This is a genomic window from Taibaiella helva (genome assembly GCF_003545695.1).
Classification (GTDB): Bacteria; Bacteroidota; Bacteroidia; order Chitinophagales; family Chitinophagaceae; genus Taibaiella; species Taibaiella helva.
The window spans coordinates 276,182-291,723 of record NZ_QUZZ01000002.1; the positions used below are offsets into that span (position 1 = coordinate 276,182).

Annotated in this window: 11 protein-coding genes and 1 riboswitch; of the genes, 7 read left to right on the plus strand and 4 right to left on the minus strand. The window is 52.2% G+C overall.

The window, feature by feature from the left end:
* Window positions 1-5 precede the first annotated feature (5 nt).
* Both DZC79_RS03960 and DZC79_RS03965 read right to left on the minus strand, forming a co-directional pair.
* The gene (locus DZC79_RS03960) at window positions 6-686 is read right to left on the minus strand and encodes a lipoprotein signal peptidase (RefSeq protein ID WP_198666762.1); all 681 of its coding nucleotides are present in this window, start codon (window positions 684-686) and stop codon (window positions 6-8) included.
* 185 nt (window positions 687-871) lie between these two features.
* The gene (locus tag DZC79_RS03965; protein ID WP_118950515.1) at window positions 872-3,142 is read right to left on the minus strand and encodes a S9 family peptidase; all 2,271 of its coding nucleotides are present in this window, start codon (window positions 3,140-3,142) and stop codon (window positions 872-874) included.
* 499 nt (window positions 3,143-3,641) lie between these two features.
* Window positions 3,642-3,744: riboswitch (SAM riboswitch) on the plus strand.
* A gap of 158 nt (window positions 3,745-3,902) precedes the next feature.
* On the opposite strand from DZC79_RS03965, the gene DZC79_RS03970 reads away from it, so the two are divergent.
* The 5 genes from DZC79_RS03970 to DZC79_RS03990 all read left to right on the plus strand — a co-directional run bounded on the left by DZC79_RS03970 (window position 3,903) and on the right by DZC79_RS03990 (window position 9,126).
* On the plus strand, window positions 3,903-5,096 hold the full coding sequence (locus DZC79_RS03970) for a trans-sulfuration enzyme family protein (protein WP_118950259.1): 1,194 nt from the start codon (window positions 3,903-3,905) through the stop codon (window positions 5,094-5,096).
* A 344-nt stretch (window positions 5,097-5,440) separates the two neighbouring features.
* The gene (locus tag DZC79_RS03975) at window positions 5,441-5,893 is read left to right on the plus strand and encodes a hypothetical protein (RefSeq protein WP_118950260.1); all 453 of its coding nucleotides are present in this window, start codon (window positions 5,441-5,443) and stop codon (window positions 5,891-5,893) included.
* Window positions 5,894-5,910: 17 nt separating this feature from the next.
* Complete coding sequence (locus tag DZC79_RS03980) at window positions 5,911-7,176, plus strand: homoserine dehydrogenase (RefSeq protein ID WP_118950261.1); 1,266 nt, start codon at window positions 5,911-5,913, stop codon at window positions 7,174-7,176.
* Window positions 7,177-7,208: 32 nt separating this feature from the next.
* Complete coding sequence (locus tag DZC79_RS03985) at window positions 7,209-7,841, plus strand: peroxiredoxin (protein WP_118950262.1); 633 nt, start codon at window positions 7,209-7,211, stop codon at window positions 7,839-7,841.
* Between the two features lie 37 nt (window positions 7,842-7,878).
* Window positions 7,879-9,126 (plus strand): homoserine dehydrogenase, encoded by a 1,248-nt coding sequence (locus tag DZC79_RS03990; protein WP_118950263.1) that lies wholly within the window; start codon window positions 7,879-7,881, stop codon window positions 9,124-9,126.
* A 54-nt stretch (window positions 9,127-9,180) separates the two neighbouring features.
* Here DZC79_RS03990 and DZC79_RS03995 read toward each other — a convergent pair whose 3' ends face one another.
* Window positions 9,181-10,014 (minus strand): hypothetical protein, encoded by an 834-nt coding sequence (locus DZC79_RS03995; RefSeq protein WP_118950264.1) that lies wholly within the window; start codon window positions 10,012-10,014, stop codon window positions 9,181-9,183.
* Window positions 10,015-10,176: 162 nt separating this feature from the next.
* Here DZC79_RS03995 and DZC79_RS04000 point away from each other — a divergent pair, with 162 nt between their 5' ends.
* Both DZC79_RS04000 and DZC79_RS04005 read left to right on the plus strand, forming a co-directional pair.
* Complete coding sequence (locus DZC79_RS04000) at window positions 10,177-12,120, plus strand: KUP/HAK/KT family potassium transporter (RefSeq protein ID WP_118950265.1); 1,944 nt, start codon at window positions 10,177-10,179, stop codon at window positions 12,118-12,120.
* Between the two features lie 37 nt (window positions 12,121-12,157).
* Window positions 12,158-13,081 carry a bifunctional riboflavin kinase/FAD synthetase gene (locus DZC79_RS04005; RefSeq protein ID WP_118950266.1) on the plus strand — a complete coding sequence of 308 codons (924 nt, stop codon included), beginning with the start codon at window positions 12,158-12,160 and terminating at the stop codon, window positions 13,079-13,081.
* Window positions 13,082-13,161: 80 nt separating this feature from the next.
* Here the strand turns inward: DZC79_RS04005 and DZC79_RS04010 are convergent, their stop codons facing one another.
* A complete protein-coding gene (locus DZC79_RS04010; RefSeq protein ID WP_198666763.1) occupies window positions 13,162-15,507 on the minus strand; it encodes a T9SS type B sorting domain-containing protein in 2,346 nt (781 codons plus the stop codon).
* Window positions 15,508-15,542: the final 35 nt, after the last annotated feature.

Genomic DNA, 15,542 nt, shown 5'->3' on the forward strand with positions numbered 1-15,542 from the left:
AAGAGTTATTGATCGGTATTTTCTTTGGCCAGGGGTTGTGCCTGCCCGCTAGTGTTGTCGGGAGCAGCTTTCCGGCTCTGCGCCAGGAATTTTTTCTGGAACAGCAGCAGGGTGATCACCCCTACGGAAATAGCAGCATCGGCCAGGTTAAAGATCGGCTCGAAAAACTGGAAGGGCCTGCCGCCGAATACGGGCACCCATTTGGGCCATACGGTATCGATAATAGGAAAGTAGAACATGTCCACCACCTTACCATGCAGGAAGGAGCCGTAACCCTTGCCGGGAGGCACCAGCCGGGCCAGCTGCATAAAATCGCTCTCGGTAAAGATGAGGCCGTAAAACATACTGTCGATCAGGTTACCTGCCGCGCCGGCCAGGATAAGGGCGGCACAGATGAGCAGGCCTTTGCTGTAGCGCTTCCTCACCAGGTTCCTTACCCAGAAAAAACCGAAGCCTACGGCCACCAGGCGAAACAGGGTCAGGATCACTTTACCCGGCGGGGAATCCATAATGGTCATGCCGAAGGCCATGCCTTCATTCTCTATAAAGCAGAGCTGGAACCAATCTCCGGCCACGTGTACCGCGCCGGCATTACCGATCAGAAAATGGGTCTTGATATATATTTTGATGATCTGGTCGAGCAACAAGATCAGGAATACGATAAGCAGAAGGTGTTTATATTTCACGCAGAATAGTTTAGGCCGGAAATTTTGCCTGCAAAAATAGCTTATACGCGCCGAATTATTCAAATTTTTCGCTGTATGGCACTGATAGCGGTTTCTCCCCGGTAAGAAGTCAGCTTTCAGTTATAAACGAGAAGTCAAGTTTTAAAAAAACTTGACTTCTCGCTACACGATTACACATTACCCCCTTAATTCAGGTACTGGCTGAAGAAGCCCATCATGGCCTTGTAGAATTCTATCGAATTCTCTTCATGGTGATAGCCGTGACCTTCGTTGTACTTCACCATATACGGAACATTGAATCCTTTGGCACGCATGGCTTTCACGATCTGGTCCGACTCGTTGATGTTCACCCTGGGATCATTGGCGCCCTGCACCACGAACAGCGGCTTGTTGATCTTGTCGAGCTGGTAGAAGGGCGAAACCTCTTTGGCGATCTTTGCCTCTTCAGGATTATCCAGGTCGTACCAGATCTCTTTCACCATTTCTTTGTAGGGCTTCCAGTACTCGGGGAAGGAGGCAAAGAAGGTTTCGATATTGGAGACACCTACATAGTCTACGCCGCATTTGTACAGCTCCGGAGTTTTGACCAGGCCCATCAGTGTAGCATAGCCGCCGTGGCTGCCGCCGTAGATGCCAATATGGTCTTTGTCTACCCAGCCTTGCGCAATTACATATTTAACCCCGTCTTCGACGTCGTCCATCGCTTTGCGGCCGATCTGCTTGAAGCCGGCGCGGAGGAACTCTTTACCGTAACCGCCGGAGATACGGAAGTTGACCTGCAAGGTGGCATAACCGTGGCTGGCAAACAACTGTGTTTCGGGATTGAAGCCCCAGCTGTCGCGGACGCCTTGCGGGCCGCCGTGCGGGTTCACGACCAGGGGTACCTTCTTGCCTTCCAGCGCTGCTTTGGGCAAGGTAATATAGCCATGGATCGTAAGGCCATCGCGGCTTTTGAAGGTGATCGGCTTCATTACGGCCATGTCTTCTTCCTTCAGCTGCGGCATCAGGTCGTACAGCAGGGTAGCTTTGCCGGTTTTGGTATCATACAGGTAATACTTTCCATAAAGCTTGTCGCTTTGCACCATCACCATGAACTTGTCTTCGTCATCTGTCTTACCGATAATATTGTACTCATAGCCTTTGAATTGCTTCTCCAGGTTGTTGTAGATCGTTTTGAAGGTTTTGCTCACCGGAACGATCTCCACTTTCTCCCCTTCGTAACCCAGGTAGTCGATCTCCCAGTTCCGCTTGCGGGACAGGCTGATGATCGATGCGTCGAAGTCTTTATTGGAGAATATTTCTTTCAGGATCTTTTTGGCTTTGAAGTCGTACAGCACAATACGGGTCTTGTCGCCGTCGAGGTTGGTTGTAATGTAAGCGTCGTCAGGATTGGCCGAAGCGTAGTCGAAGGAAATGATATTGAAGCCCTCGTCCCATTTGCTTTCCTGGGCCAGGTGAAAATCCTTGTCCCCGCTGTTCCTGAAGTACAGCTGCGTCATGGTGCCGTTCTTCATTTTGGAGTAGGCCCTTAAGTTGCCATCCTTGTCAAAGTCGTAACCGGCGATGGGATTGGCCGGATCATCGTTGCTGAACAGCTTTTCCATAGCGCCGGTAACCACGTTTACCTTATACGGCTCGTGTACCTGCTTATTGTCCTTATTCATCGAAACGATGATGAAGTTTTTCTGTTCTTTAAGCATTTTGAGAATGCTGGCCTGAACGCCGTCAAATGGTGTGAGATCCTTGGTATTGCTGCCATCCAGGTTGGTCGCGAACACATGGTAGTTCTCATCGCCGCCTTTGTCCATCACATAGGCCAGCCGCTCGTCGTTGATCCATCCGTAGCCCCTTATCAGCTCATCTTTCTCCTCGATGGCGCGGGTCACCTTGCCGGTGGCGGTCTCTTTTACATAGACATGATTTTTACCATTGGCATCTTTTTCCTGGTAGGAAAGGTATTTGCCGTTGGGAGAAAGCTGGAAGCCGGATGAGGCGGGCTTTTTGAAATAGTCTTCAACGGTATACTTATAGTTGCCCTTGCCCTGGGCCATCAACTTCTTCAGGTCTGCTTCCGAAGAGGGTAGGGTAGGATCGCCGGGCTTCTTGATCTCTGTTTTGACCAGGTTAAGCGGCAATTGCTGGCCGGCCTGCTTCAGGGTGCCTTTGATCTCGTTGCCTTCCAGCACGCCTTCATAGGTCATGCCGGCCTGCGATACGCCGAGCGTCAGCTTAGGGTTTTCAAACTGTGCCTTGTCTACGGGTATGCCCATGGCGCCCTGGTCGGGAATATCGAGGGTGGCCGAGAGGCTGCCGTTCTCTTCCTTAAGGTTGAAAATGATGCCGATCTTTGCTGGACCTGCATCCAGCGTGCCTTTCCAGGCGCCGCCAATTTGTGCGAAAGCTTGTGCCATACCCAAAAGTACGAGCGCCAGCGTGAATAATGTGTTTTTCCGCATTGTTGTTTGTTTTTTGCGTGATTGTTGCTGTTTCCGGTACAAAAGTAATAGGAGCGCTTGCCGTAACGGCCGGAATTAGACCAACGGGGGTAAATCTTCGACGAAACGATATGCTTTTGCTTTGTTGCGAATCAAGAAATCTTTTCCCGGATAGCTATGTCGCTTGCACAGTAGGATGAGGAATGAAGATTTCAGCACAAGCACGAAACGGCAATGGGTTCCTATGCCTGCACTATCGCAGCGGGGAAAAAGAAGCTTACGCGGCATGTGCAGTGACGGATCCCGATCCCGCATTGTATTTTCCTGTTGCATTACAAATGCACAGAAACCTTATGCTGTGCGGCTGCCGGTTAAAACGCGATAGCGGTCTGAACGACGAAGGTTGCGGGTATAGAACGACAAGTCCACTAAGTCATTTCAGGATCGCGATAAAAAAAATTTGGTGAATTGAAAAAGTCACTGTTATCTTTGCACCCGAAGTTCTTTTTTCAATTATTGCTACTTATCCAGAAAGGTGGAGGGAAATGGCCCGATGATACCTTAGCAACCTATACCAGATATAAGGTGCTAATTCCAACTTGCACAAGCAAGGCAGATAAGTCAGGTCACAGCTTTAGAAAGATATCCGCAATCTCTTTATACAGCTCATCTGATTTATCAGGTGAGCTTTTTTTATGCCCGCCTGGTAATGATGCTTTCCGGATGGTACGCAAAAACTGTTTAATCATTTTTTTGTCCACCTGTTTAATCAACGAAAGCGATGAGCACAACCACGCAAATCCTGAGCAGCATTCCCATCGATGCGCAAACCGGCGCGATCAGCGTCCCCATTTACCAAACGGCCACCTTTGTACAGGAGGCTCCCGGTGTCAACAAAGGCTATGATTATTCCCGTAGCGGCAATCCCACCCGTGCTGCGCTGGAACAAGTGCTGGCAACGCTGGAAGGCGGGGTCACCGGCCTGGCTTTCGCCAGCGGCCTTGCTGCTATCGATACCGTATTGAAACTGCTGAACAGCGGCGACGAAATACTGGCTGTCGACGATATTTACGGCGGCGCTTACCGCCTGTTCACTCATGTCTATGAAAAGTTCGGTATTACCATCCGTTATGTCGATACCAGCGACATTGAGCTCGTGCGTCGCTCGATCACATCGGCCACCCGCCTGGTATGGCTGGAATCGCCTACCAATCCTACTTTGAAGGTATCCGACATCCGGGCTATCGCAGAGCTGGCCAGGGCGCACAATGCCTGGCTCTGCGTCGACAATACTTTTACTTCTCCTGTGCTGCAAAAGCCCCTGGAGCTGGGCGCCGACATCGTGGTGCACAGCGCGACCAAATACCTGGGCGGACACAGCGACCTGATCGCAGGCGCGGTGATCGCTAAAGATCCCGAGCTGGGCGCCCGGCTGAAGTTCCTGCAAAATGCCGGAGGCAATGTGCTGGGTCCTTTTGACAGCTGGCTGGTACTCCGCGGACTGGAAACCCTGCCGCTCAGGGTACGCCAGCAATCACAATCTGCGCTGGCGATTGCAGCATACCTTAACAGTCATGAAGCCGTAGCGGAAGTCTATTACCCGGGTCTGGCTTCGCATCCCAACCATGAGTTGGCCGCGCGCCAGCAGAAAGGCTTCGGCGGCGTGATCAGCTTTCGCCTGAAGCAGGACGACCAGGGATTGGCTACCGCTTTCCTGAAAACGCTGCAGCTGTTTCACCTGGCCGAGAGCCTCGGCGGCGTGAAGAGCCTTTGCTGCCTGCCCTGCGAAATGACCCATAAATCGGTACCTCGTGAAAAGCGGCTGCAGACGGGCGTTACAGACGGCTTCATCCGCTTGTCTGTAGGCATAGAAGAGACGGAGGACTTGATCGCGGACCTGGACCAGGCTTTTGAAAAGCTTGCGGATGCAGCCTTTACGACTGGTATCCCTGAACATTTGCTGGCCACCGCATGATACGAAACACATAAACATTATAACCCTTCCGGCCCGGAAACGGCTGCTGGAAAGGGTTATAGAGACAGACAATGGCCGCTTCAAATTAATTTTGGAAAATAAAAACGGAAACCCTTAGCTTTGTAAGAACGCTTGCATGCTATTGCAAATACTATGATTCACGCAACAAATTTTACTACACGAATTCGAATGACGCAGCCCTGCGTCATGTGTAGCTATTGTTGCTGCTGGTAATATCCAGGTATCTTTTTTCTTTTTCCCTTTTCTTTTTTGAATGTTCTTGTTGCTTGCCTGTAAAAGGTTTCAGCTACGAACCATTTTGTCATCTTTTCATTTTCCCGATCATGGCTACTTTAAATTTCTCATTTGCCGGAGAGAGCATCAATGCCGCGAAGCTGCAATCCAGGACCCGTAAGTTCGACCTTGAATTTGAGAATCCTGTTTATGCAGAAGTGAATGGCGCACAGTTTACCGTTGAGTATTTTTTTTCCATCAACCGGTATGCTGAAAACCTGAGTGAAGCGTTTCACCTGGCTGCGCGCGAAGCGGGCGTGGCCGTTGAGCACCTCGCGCTCAACATTACCGGATCGCTCAGCTCCGGCGGCAGGCAGGGATACGGCAGCCGCGACCAGCGCTTCAACAGGATCGATGTGTCTCTGGCCATTGCCGCCGATGCCCCGGATGCCTTGCTGGAAGACATTTTCCGGCTGGCGAAAGAGCTTAGCCCGGTCGAGGAAGCCCTTTCCGATAAGGTACAGTTCCGCTTTTCACTTAATACTATTATTCATCTGAATTAATCTTAAAAAAACAGAGCATGTCTGAGAATAAAAAATTGGTCATCGGCCTCTTCGGCTTTGGCGTGGTGGGCGAAGGCCTTTATAAGGTCCTGCAGCAGACGACGTCGCTGAATGGCACCATCAAGAAGGTCTGCATTAAACATCCCGAGAAAAAGCGGAATGCGCCCGATACCCTTTTCACCACAGAAAAAGAAGCGCTGCTAAACGATAAGGACATCAATGTGATCGTCGAAGTGATCGATGATGCGGGTGCTGCATTCGATATCGTACAGACGGCGCTGCGCAACGGTAAGGCGGTGGTCAGCGCGAGCAAAAAAATGATCGCCGAGCACTTGCCTGAGATCCTTTCCCTGCAAAAGGAAACCGGACTGCCCTTCCTGTACGAAAGCGCTGCCTGCGCTTCCATACCGGTGATCCGCAACCTCGAGGAATACTATGATAACGACTTGCTGCATTCGATCAGGGCGATCGTGAACGGCTCCACCAATTTCATCCTCACCAAGATACTGGAAGACAAGCTGGACTTTGCCGACGCGCTGAAGCTGGCGCAGGAGCTGGGCTTTGCGGAAAGCGACCCGAAGCTCGATGTAGAAGGTTACGATGCCGCCAATAAGTGGACCTTCCTGCTCACCCATGCCTATGGTATCGTAGCGCCGACAAGCAGCATCCTCTTTAACGGGATACAGAATATCCAGCTGAACGATGCCCGGATCGCCCGCGGGCGGGAGTGTGAGATCAAGCTGGTGGCGCAGGCCAAAAAGCTGGATGATGGCGGCGTAGCGGCCTTTGTGCTGCCGCAGTTCGTGCCGCAGCATGATGCGCTGGCCTTTGTGCGGCAGGAATACAACGGTGTGGTGATCGAAAGCGGCTTTGCCGATAAGCAGTTTTTCTATGGTAAGGGGGCGGGTAGCTTTCCTACAGCCTCTGCCGTGCTGAGCGATATCTCGGCGCTGCGCTACGATTATAAATATGAATACAAGAAGCTGTATTACCATGAGCCTTCGAAGCTGTCGTCCGACTTCTATCTGAAGGTGTATATCAGTGCTGCCGACTGGTCGCAGCTGCCTAAGGAAGAGCTGGAATGGATAGATGAATGGCATAGCGGCCAGCAACGCAGCTATCTTGGCGGGGTGATCCACTATAGCAGGCTTAAGGACAGCGATTGGTGGAAGCAGCCCGGAGTATCGCTGATACTGGCGCCCGAGGCTATTATCGAGCCGGGTGAGCTGGAACAATTGCGGCCCGTCAGGACCAAAGCTAGCCTTGAAGATATCCTGGCTTAAAATTATTTTCTTATTTTCTTAAAACAAACTGTATGTCATTAAGACTGGGTGATGAAGCCCCTGATTTCAAAGCGGCATCGACCATCGGCGATATCCGTTTTCACGAATACCTGGGCAATAGCTGGGGCGTGCTGTTCAGCCATCCTGCCGATTATACGCCGGTGTGCACTACCGAACTCGGACGCACCGCGCAGCTCAAAGATGAATTTGACCGCCGCAATGTGAAGGTACTGGCGCTTAGTGTAGATACGCTTAGCCAGCACCAGGGCTGGATCAGGGATATTGAGGAAACGCAGCAGACCAAAGTGGTTTTCCCTGTGATCGCCGATGAGGACCGCAAGGTGGCCGGCTTGTACGATATGATCCATCCCAATGCATCGGCTACCGCTACCGTTCGCTCATTATTTGTGATCGGTCCCGATAAGAAGATCAAGCTCACGCTGACCTACCCGGCTTCTACAGGCCGCAACTTTAACGAGGTGCTCCGCGTGATCGATTCGCTGCAGCTGACCGCCGGACATAGCGTGGCGACGCCTGCAGACTGGCAGCAGGGTGAAGATGTGATCGTGGTGCCCGCCATCAGCACGGAAGAAGCCGAAAAGAAATTCCCCGCAGGGCTGCGGATCGTTAAGCCTTACCTGCGCTACACGCCACAGCCGGAGTAGACGCATTCATGATTACCTTAAACAGATCAACGACAAAATGGAAAATCCAATCCGTATAGGACTGTTTGGCTATGGTGTGGTCGGCTCAGGCTTTGCCCGGCTCCTGGAAGACATCCCGGGCGCGGTGATCAGCCGGGTTATGGTCAAGCATCCCTTCCTGCACCAGGAGCTGGACGCCGAGCTGCTCGCCGGCCACCTGCACGATATATTGTACAGCAAGGAAATTGACATCATTGTAGAAGCGATAGACGATGCCGAAGCGGCGTTTACGATACTGAAGCTGGCGCTGGAGCAGGGCAAGCCGGTGATTACAGCCAATAAACGGATGATCGCAAACCATTTGCCCGAGATCATCAGGCTACAGAAACGTTTCAACACCCCCGTATTGTACGAAGCCGCCTGCTGCGCAGGTATTCCGGTAATCAGAACGCTGGAAGAGTATTTCAGCCCGGAGCTTACCGCCGGCCTGAGCGGGATCATTAACGGCTCTACCAATTATATATTGACGGCAATGGAGCGTTTTCGTTTTCGCTTCGATCATGCGCTGCAACTGGCCCAGGAAGCGGGCTTCGCGGAAAGCGATGCTGCGCTTGACGTTGAAGGCAAGGACGCCGTCTGTAAACTAAGCATTATTGTACGCCATCTGTGGGGCTTACACGTCGCGCCCGAAGCGCTGTTGCATACCGGTATCCAGCATGTGCTGCCCCAGGACCTGCGCCTGGCCGAGCAATTGGGTGGGGTAGTGAAGCTGGTGGCCCAGACAAGAAAGCTGGGCCCCGGCAGCATTACGGCCTTTGTATTGCCCCGGCTGATCGTTAAGGGAACGCCGCTGTACCAGGTGCTGCATGAATACAATGGTATTGTGCTCGAAGATATTAATGGCGACGAGCAATTGCTTTACGGCAAAGGCTCCGGTGCCGAACCTACGGCCCGCGGGCTGTGGGCCGATCTTCAGGCCTGGCGCAGGGGCTACCGCTATAGCTATCCCGAAAAAGAACCTGTATCGCTGGCCTACGACCAGGAACTGATCCTTCATTTCTCTTTGCCCCATGGCGCCTATGTACCGCCGCAGGTACAGGAGCAGCTGGAATATTACGCATCCGACAGCCGGTACCGGTATTTCACCGGCAGGTTGTCGCTTGCGGTATTGGCCGTGGGCAGCTGGTGGAAGGAAGAGGGTATTTCGCTATTGGACATTTCGGCTATCGCCGGCGATGAAGCGGAGCTGAAAGAACAGCTGAATACCCTGATGCTGTTGCGGGCCGATATCTTTCAACCGGTATAAAGGCAAACATGCGGGCTGAAATGGCCCGCATGTTTGTGTGGGGTTTGCGTTTGGCTATTCCCGCTCACTGCTGTTGCTGCTCTGCCTGGAAAAGCGCGGCGCATAATGGCCAACCACACCAAAGGAAATGAACATGGGCGCTGTGCCGCTGACGCGGTTGTCCCGGGTCATCTGGGTGCCGAAGCCGGCCTGTATATTGAACTTGACATAGGGCGATCCGAACTCAAAATTGACAAAAGGCTCCACGAAGGGGAACAGGTTGTTCTCTACGTTGGCGCCGTCGCCGGTAATGTAGTTGACCAGGTTAGGGTCATTGACCGGCTTGAAGTCGTAATATTTATGTACGGCAAAGCGGAGACCTGCCGTGAAGGATATCTTATCGTCGCCGAAGCCCAGCGCGGGCTGGATGAAGTAGCGATGGTAACGGGTATCGTAATCGTAATTGAGGCGGCGTATGCCCCGTCTTTCCAGCTTACCGTTGGCATAGCCGGCATAGACCTCTACCTTGCCGCGGCTGCCGAACGTGCTGAAATAGCCGGCGCCGATCTCGAAGCGGTGCCCGTTGAATTTACCGCCCACATTCTTCTCGGTCAGGAACGTGCCCGACTCCTCTTTAATATAGCGGTTAAGGGTGGAACGGTAAGAGGCGATGATCCCGAAGTGATTGGCCGGGGCAAAGGCAATATCAAAAGCCGGGCTGAGAATGCCGCCCTTGGAGTCGCCGCTGTCGATATCGTTGGTCTGCGGTTTGAACGAAAGGGTAGCCTTACCCTCCAGCGCTTCGGTAAGTCCCGGAGTATTGGCTCTCTCGGGGAAATACATCTTTTGCTGACAGGAGAGCAGGAGCAAGGGCAAGGCAAGCAAAAACAGCATGTAGTTTTTCTTCATAAAAAGGGGGATTCGTGAGTAATATTCCGGGTGCTGAAGGTTGGTTCGGCCCTTCACCGGATGAGAATCAAATATTAAAATACAAAATTTATGGCAAAATAACAATAATTGCAATTTCAAGTAAACTGCTACCTTTGCCCCCTAAATAAATTTCACCTCGTTGTGGGAACACTTGTTAAGAAGGCGACTTTTGCCGGAATTATTATTGCACTGGGCATTGTTTTTGGTGATATTGGTACTTCCCCGCTTTACACAATGGGTGCGATCGTCAGGGGGAAGGTTATTTCTGAATTACTGGTTATCGGCGGGGTTTCCTGCATTATCTGGACCCTTACGCTTCAAACGACCGTCAAATATGTAATGCTCACCCTCCGGGCCGATAACAAGGGAGAAGGAGGGATCTTCTCGCTCTTTGCGCTGGTCCGGCGACACGCCAAATGGATCGTATTTTTTGCTATGATCGGCGGCGCCGCTTTGCTTGCCGATGGATTGATCACCCCACCTATCACGGTTACTTCTGCTATTGAGGGGCTTGAACTCAGCCCTAAGCTCACAATCACTACGGTACTGATCATTATCGGCGGCATCTTTTTCATGCAGCAGTTCGGCACCAATTCCATCGGTAAGCTGTTCGGGCCCATTATGGTCACCTGGTTCCTGCTGATGGCTATCCTGGGTATCATGCACCTTGGGGATAATATGCGTATCTTCATGGCTTTTAATCCCTATTATGCCATTAAGCTGCTGATCGAATACCCGCATGGCTTCTGGCTGCTGGGCGCCGTATTCCTTTGTACTACCGGGGCCGAGGCCTTGTATTCCGACCTGGGGCACGTAGGCCGTGCGAATATACGCGCATCCTGGGCTTTTGTAAAAATATGCCTGCTGTTGAACTATATCGGGCAGGGTTCTTACCTGCTGCAGAATTTCCTGGGTCGTCAGTATACCGGTGAGACCAGCGTTTTCTTTGCCCTGGCGCCCGAAGGTCCTGCGCGGGTAGCCGCTATCGTAGTGGCTACCCTGGCCGCGATCATCGCTTCGCAGGCATTGATCTCCGGCTCGTTTACCCTGGTGAACGAAGCCATCAAGCTGAACCTGTGGCCTAAGATGAAGATCAATTTCCCTACCACCGAAAGGGGCCAGCTGTTTATCCCCGGCATTAATTTCGTGCTTTGGCTGGGCTGCTCCGTTGTGGTGCTCTTCTTCCAGACTTCCGCCAACATGGAAGGCGCCTATGGTTTGTCCATCACCATTACGATGATCATGACCTCGCTGCTGCTGAGCTTTTACCTGTTCACCAGGAGAGTGCCCCGCGCCTGGATCGCTGTGTACCTGGCCGTCTATCTCACCATCGAATTCTCGTTCCTGATCGCCAACCTGGAAAAATTCCCTTATCCGCACAATGGTTTCGTAACCGTATTCATCGCCGGTGGTATTTTCGGCGTGATGTTCATGTGGTACAAAGCCCGGCGCATCAAAAACCGCTACGTGGAGTTTGTGCGCTTGGAAGATTATGTGCCCATTATCCAGGAGCTGAGCAACGACCGCAGCATTCCCAAATATGCGACGCACCTGGTTTATATGACCAGCGCCAACTTTTCCAAAGAAATAGAGCATAAGATCATTTTTTCCATCCTCTACAAAAAGCCCAAACGCGCCGATATCTACTGGTTTGTGCATGTGGACGTTATGGATGAGCCTTATACCATGGATTACGTGGTGCAAACGGTGATCCCCAACGAGATCATCCGCATCGAATTCCGCCTGGGCTTCCGCGTGGAGCACCGCATCCAGATGATGTTTAAGAAAGTGGTGGAGGAAATGGTTGCCAACAAAGAAGTGAATGTAACGAGCCGCTACGAATCCCTTAGCAAGAACAACGTACGCGGTGATTTCCGCTTTATCGTCATGGAAAAATTCCTGTCACGCGACAACGACCTGCCCTTCCTGGACAAGCTGGTCATGCGCGGCTATTTTTTCCTTAAAAAAGTAAGTCTTTCCGAAGAACGGAGCTTTGGCCTTGACCAGAGCGATGTAACCGTGGAGAAATTCCCCCTGCTGGTTTCCAAAGCCTCCGACATCAAGCTGCGCCGGGTAGGCGATTAAGACAGGCCGCCTCTTCCGCAGCAACAATTATTGCATAATGGCCGTATTTCATCAATTAGACCAATTCCCTTCTTTCCGTAATCCTGTAGTGACTATCGGCTCGTTCGATGGTGTGCATCACGGGCATAAAGTGATCCTCTCCGAAGTCGTAAAGGCTGCCCGGGCCGTGAATGGCGAAAGTATCCTGATTACCTTTGAGCCGCATCCGCGGAAGATCATTCATCCCGAGCAACCCCTGGGCCTGCTGACCTCGCCCGAGCAGAAGATTGCGCTCATCACCGCCGAAGGTATCGACCATGTGGTTGTGGTGCCCTTCACACGCGACTTCTCTATGATGTCTGCTGCGGAATACGTAGCCGATTTCCTGCTGAAGAATTTTAAGCCGCATACTATTATTATCGGCTACGATCATCGCTTCGGCCATAGCCGCGAAGGGAATATTGACCTGCTGAAGCAAATGCTACCCGGTACCGTCAAGGTGATCGAGATACCGGCGCAGCTGATTGAAGATGCTGCTGTGAGCTCGACCAAGATCCGCAATGCTTTGCTGAAGGGCAATGTAGCGGAGGCCGGCGAAATGCTGGAACGCTCCTATTCCTTTAGCGCTATGGTAGTGCATGGCGACAAGATAGGCCGCACGATCGGCTATCCCACTGCAAACCTGCAGCCGGTCTATCCCGACATCCTGGTGCCCGGTATCGGCATTTATGCCGTAGGTGTTACCTGGAAAGGAAAGCAATATAAAGGAATGATGAGCATCGGCTACCGGCCTACAGTAACCGAGGAGAAAAAGATCACCTGCGAGGTCAATATCCTGGACTTCAACGAAGATCTTTACGGCCAGGTGCTGACCATTCAATTCCTGCATTACATCCGCGGCGAAGAGAAGTTTGCTTCGCTGGATGCGCTGAAGGAACAGATCGCCAGGGATGAGGTAAGGACAAGGGAGCTGCTGGCCTGAAACAAATGATAACATGATTTTGCGGCATACAAAAGCGGCCAGGTGGATCACCTGGCCGCTTTTACTATTGTTATCTCTGGCTACCTAATGAGCGTAATATCGCCCTGGTAGGTAAACTCCTTATTGCCCATTTCGCAGGTATAGCGGATACGGTAGAAATAGGTGCCGGCATCCAGGGTGCCGCCGTCATTGTAATGGCTGCCATTCCAGCCTTCATTGAATTTGGTGGTATAGAATACGCGTTGTCCCCAACGGTTGAAGATCGCCATCTCATACTTGGGAATGGGCCTGTTGGTTACGGCTACGAATTTATCGTTGTTGCCGTCGCCGTTGGGGCTGAAAGCATTGGGAATACCGATCTTACAGCAGGACTCTTCATCTATGGAAACACTGGTTTCGCCGGTACAGCCATAATAATCGGTCACAATAACTTTATAGGTGCCTTTGGGCAGATTGTTCATGACAGGCCCTTTCCCATTAGGCAGGTTGTCCCAGAAATAGGTGTAAGGACTGGTGCCGCCGCCCGCGGTGATCGTTACCTTACCACCGAGACCGCCGGCATCGCACCAGGCATTCTCTCCTTCGCCTTCGGCAGTCAGCTTATAGGAGGTATTGGTCAGCGTAACGGTGGTATCGCTTTCACAATTGTTCTGGTCCCTGATGGTAATGGTATGTGTACCGCTTGCCAGGTTGTTGAAACGGGGAGAACCGCCAAAGGCGCCGCCGTCGATGCTGTACTGGTAAGAAGGTGTGCCGCCTATACCGCCCACTTCGATAAGACCGTTGCTGGTGGTACAGATCGTGTTGGCCGTGTCCTTCACGCGGATAAATACAGGCGAAGTGTTACCGGTAATGGTATAGTTCTCGGAGAAGGTACAGCCATTGCCCTGGGTAACGGTTACCGTATAGTTGCCCGGCGCTACACCGTTAAGGTCCTGTGTGGTTTGCGGAGGAGTGGAATTCCAGCTATAGCTGATGGGCGCCGTGCCGCCGGTAGGGCTGAGGGTAACACTGCCGTTATTGCCTTCGCATACTACAGGACCTACCACACCGTTAAGCGCCAGCGGTGCTGTGCCAAAGGTAAAATAAGCAGGCTGGTTAAATGTGGTCGAAGCATACAGCTCGGTGCCGTTGTCCTGTATCGGGATGAAAGTAACGCCTGTGGTGAATCCCGGATCGCCGGCAACGATCAGCTGGGTGATCTGCGGAGGTACATTGGCCTTCTTCAGGGCCAGGGTTACTGCGCCGGGTGCGCCGGTGGTTTGTACCTTCCAGGTCCTGGGCATACGGGAAAAACGACCGTCGCTGCTGCAAAGGTTGACCAGGGTATCGGCCTGGTTGTCGCCAAACAGCACATAAGTATGGTTTGCGGCAAAAGCATTGGTGTTATCGGCATTTACCGCGGGAAAGGTACCGGCAATATTGCCGTTGTACATCGTTACCATAGCCTTGGTATTAACGGAAAGCGATTGCCGCTGATCAAGGGTCGAAGAGTCGTCCCGTCCCACACCTGTAATATTATTAATAAAAGGTGCATTGCCGGTATGATTCCAGATCGAGGTGCCTATGCCCGAGTTGTAATCTGTAGCATCTGCTCCGGTCTGGGGCAGGGTATAGCCGTATTTCACCGCCAGGTAGGATTCCACCTTATTGCGTTCGGCCGCTGTCAATGCTCTCTTATATAGAATGAACTCGGCAATATCGACCTTGGTAGGATAGTCGTCGCCGTAAGGTTCCGCGCCCAGGGTGATCCTGCTGGCGTTGGTGCCGGGAGAGAAGGTGCCGGAAACAGCAATGGAAGCATCCTGGGCGCCGTTCAGCCTTATGGTCTTTTGCGTGCTGCCGGCTTCCTGGGTCACTATAGTGCTTTTTTCAAAGATATTGGTAGCAGAATAGAAGCTGCCGGTATTGGTCCTGAAATCGAAACGTACGCAACCCGGATTGCTGGTGTTGTGCTCGTTGCCGAGGCGGGGACCCGCATAGGGATTGGTCGCCCACTGCCATTTTACCCATACACCGGTGCTGGTCATGGTGCGCAGCCGTATTACCTGGAACATGGTGCAGAAGGTGCCGTCCAGGATCTGTGTTCCGGTTACGGCATTGCCGCTGGATACGGAATTGGGTGTAGCCGTATTGTTGAACTGGATATAAGGGTTAAAGTTGAGACCATTGGCCAGGAAACCGGGCGGCTGGTGTGTCGGTTTATTGATCGCCGGTCCCTGGGTGGAAAAGTCGCCGGTAATCGCCGCACCCGATTGCTCGGCCCAGGTGGTCACGGTATTTGTCGGGCTCAGCGTTACCCCGTTGTTGGCTTTTAGCCATATGGTATTGCTACCGGTTACGCCGCCCGGCGATTGGGCGCGGGCGCTTTCCGAAGCAGCTAAAAGCCCCAGTAAAACCAGGAGTGAGTATCGGTTCTTGTTCATATCATTTGTTCGGTTTGCAACAAAAATAAAAGAAT

Coding starts and splice junctions, on each gene's coding strand:
- DZC79_RS03965 (WP_118950515.1), bottom strand. CDS start 3,142: ATGCGGAAAAACACATTATTCACGCTGGCGCTCGTACTTTTGGGTATG.
- DZC79_RS03970 (WP_118950259.1), top strand. CDS start 3,903: ATGAGCACAACCACGCAAATCCTGAGCAGCATTCCCATCGATGCGCAA.
- DZC79_RS03975 (WP_118950260.1), top strand. CDS start 5,441: ATGGCTACTTTAAATTTCTCATTTGCCGGAGAGAGCATCAATGCCGCG.
- DZC79_RS03980 (WP_118950261.1), top strand. CDS start 5,911: ATGTCTGAGAATAAAAAATTGGTCATCGGCCTCTTCGGCTTTGGCGTG.
- DZC79_RS03985 (WP_118950262.1), top strand. CDS start 7,209: ATGTCATTAAGACTGGGTGATGAAGCCCCTGATTTCAAAGCGGCATCG.
- DZC79_RS03990 (WP_118950263.1), top strand. CDS start 7,879: ATGGAAAATCCAATCCGTATAGGACTGTTTGGCTATGGTGTGGTCGGC.
- DZC79_RS03995 (WP_118950264.1), bottom strand. CDS start 10,014: ATGAAGAAAAACTACATGCTGTTTTTGCTTGCCTTGCCCTTGCTCCTG.
- DZC79_RS04005 (WP_118950266.1), top strand. CDS start 12,158: ATGGCCGTATTTCATCAATTAGACCAATTCCCTTCTTTCCGTAATCCT.
- DZC79_RS04010 (WP_198666763.1), bottom strand. CDS start 15,507: ATGAACAAGAACCGATACTCACTCCTGGTTTTACTGGGGCTTTTAGCT.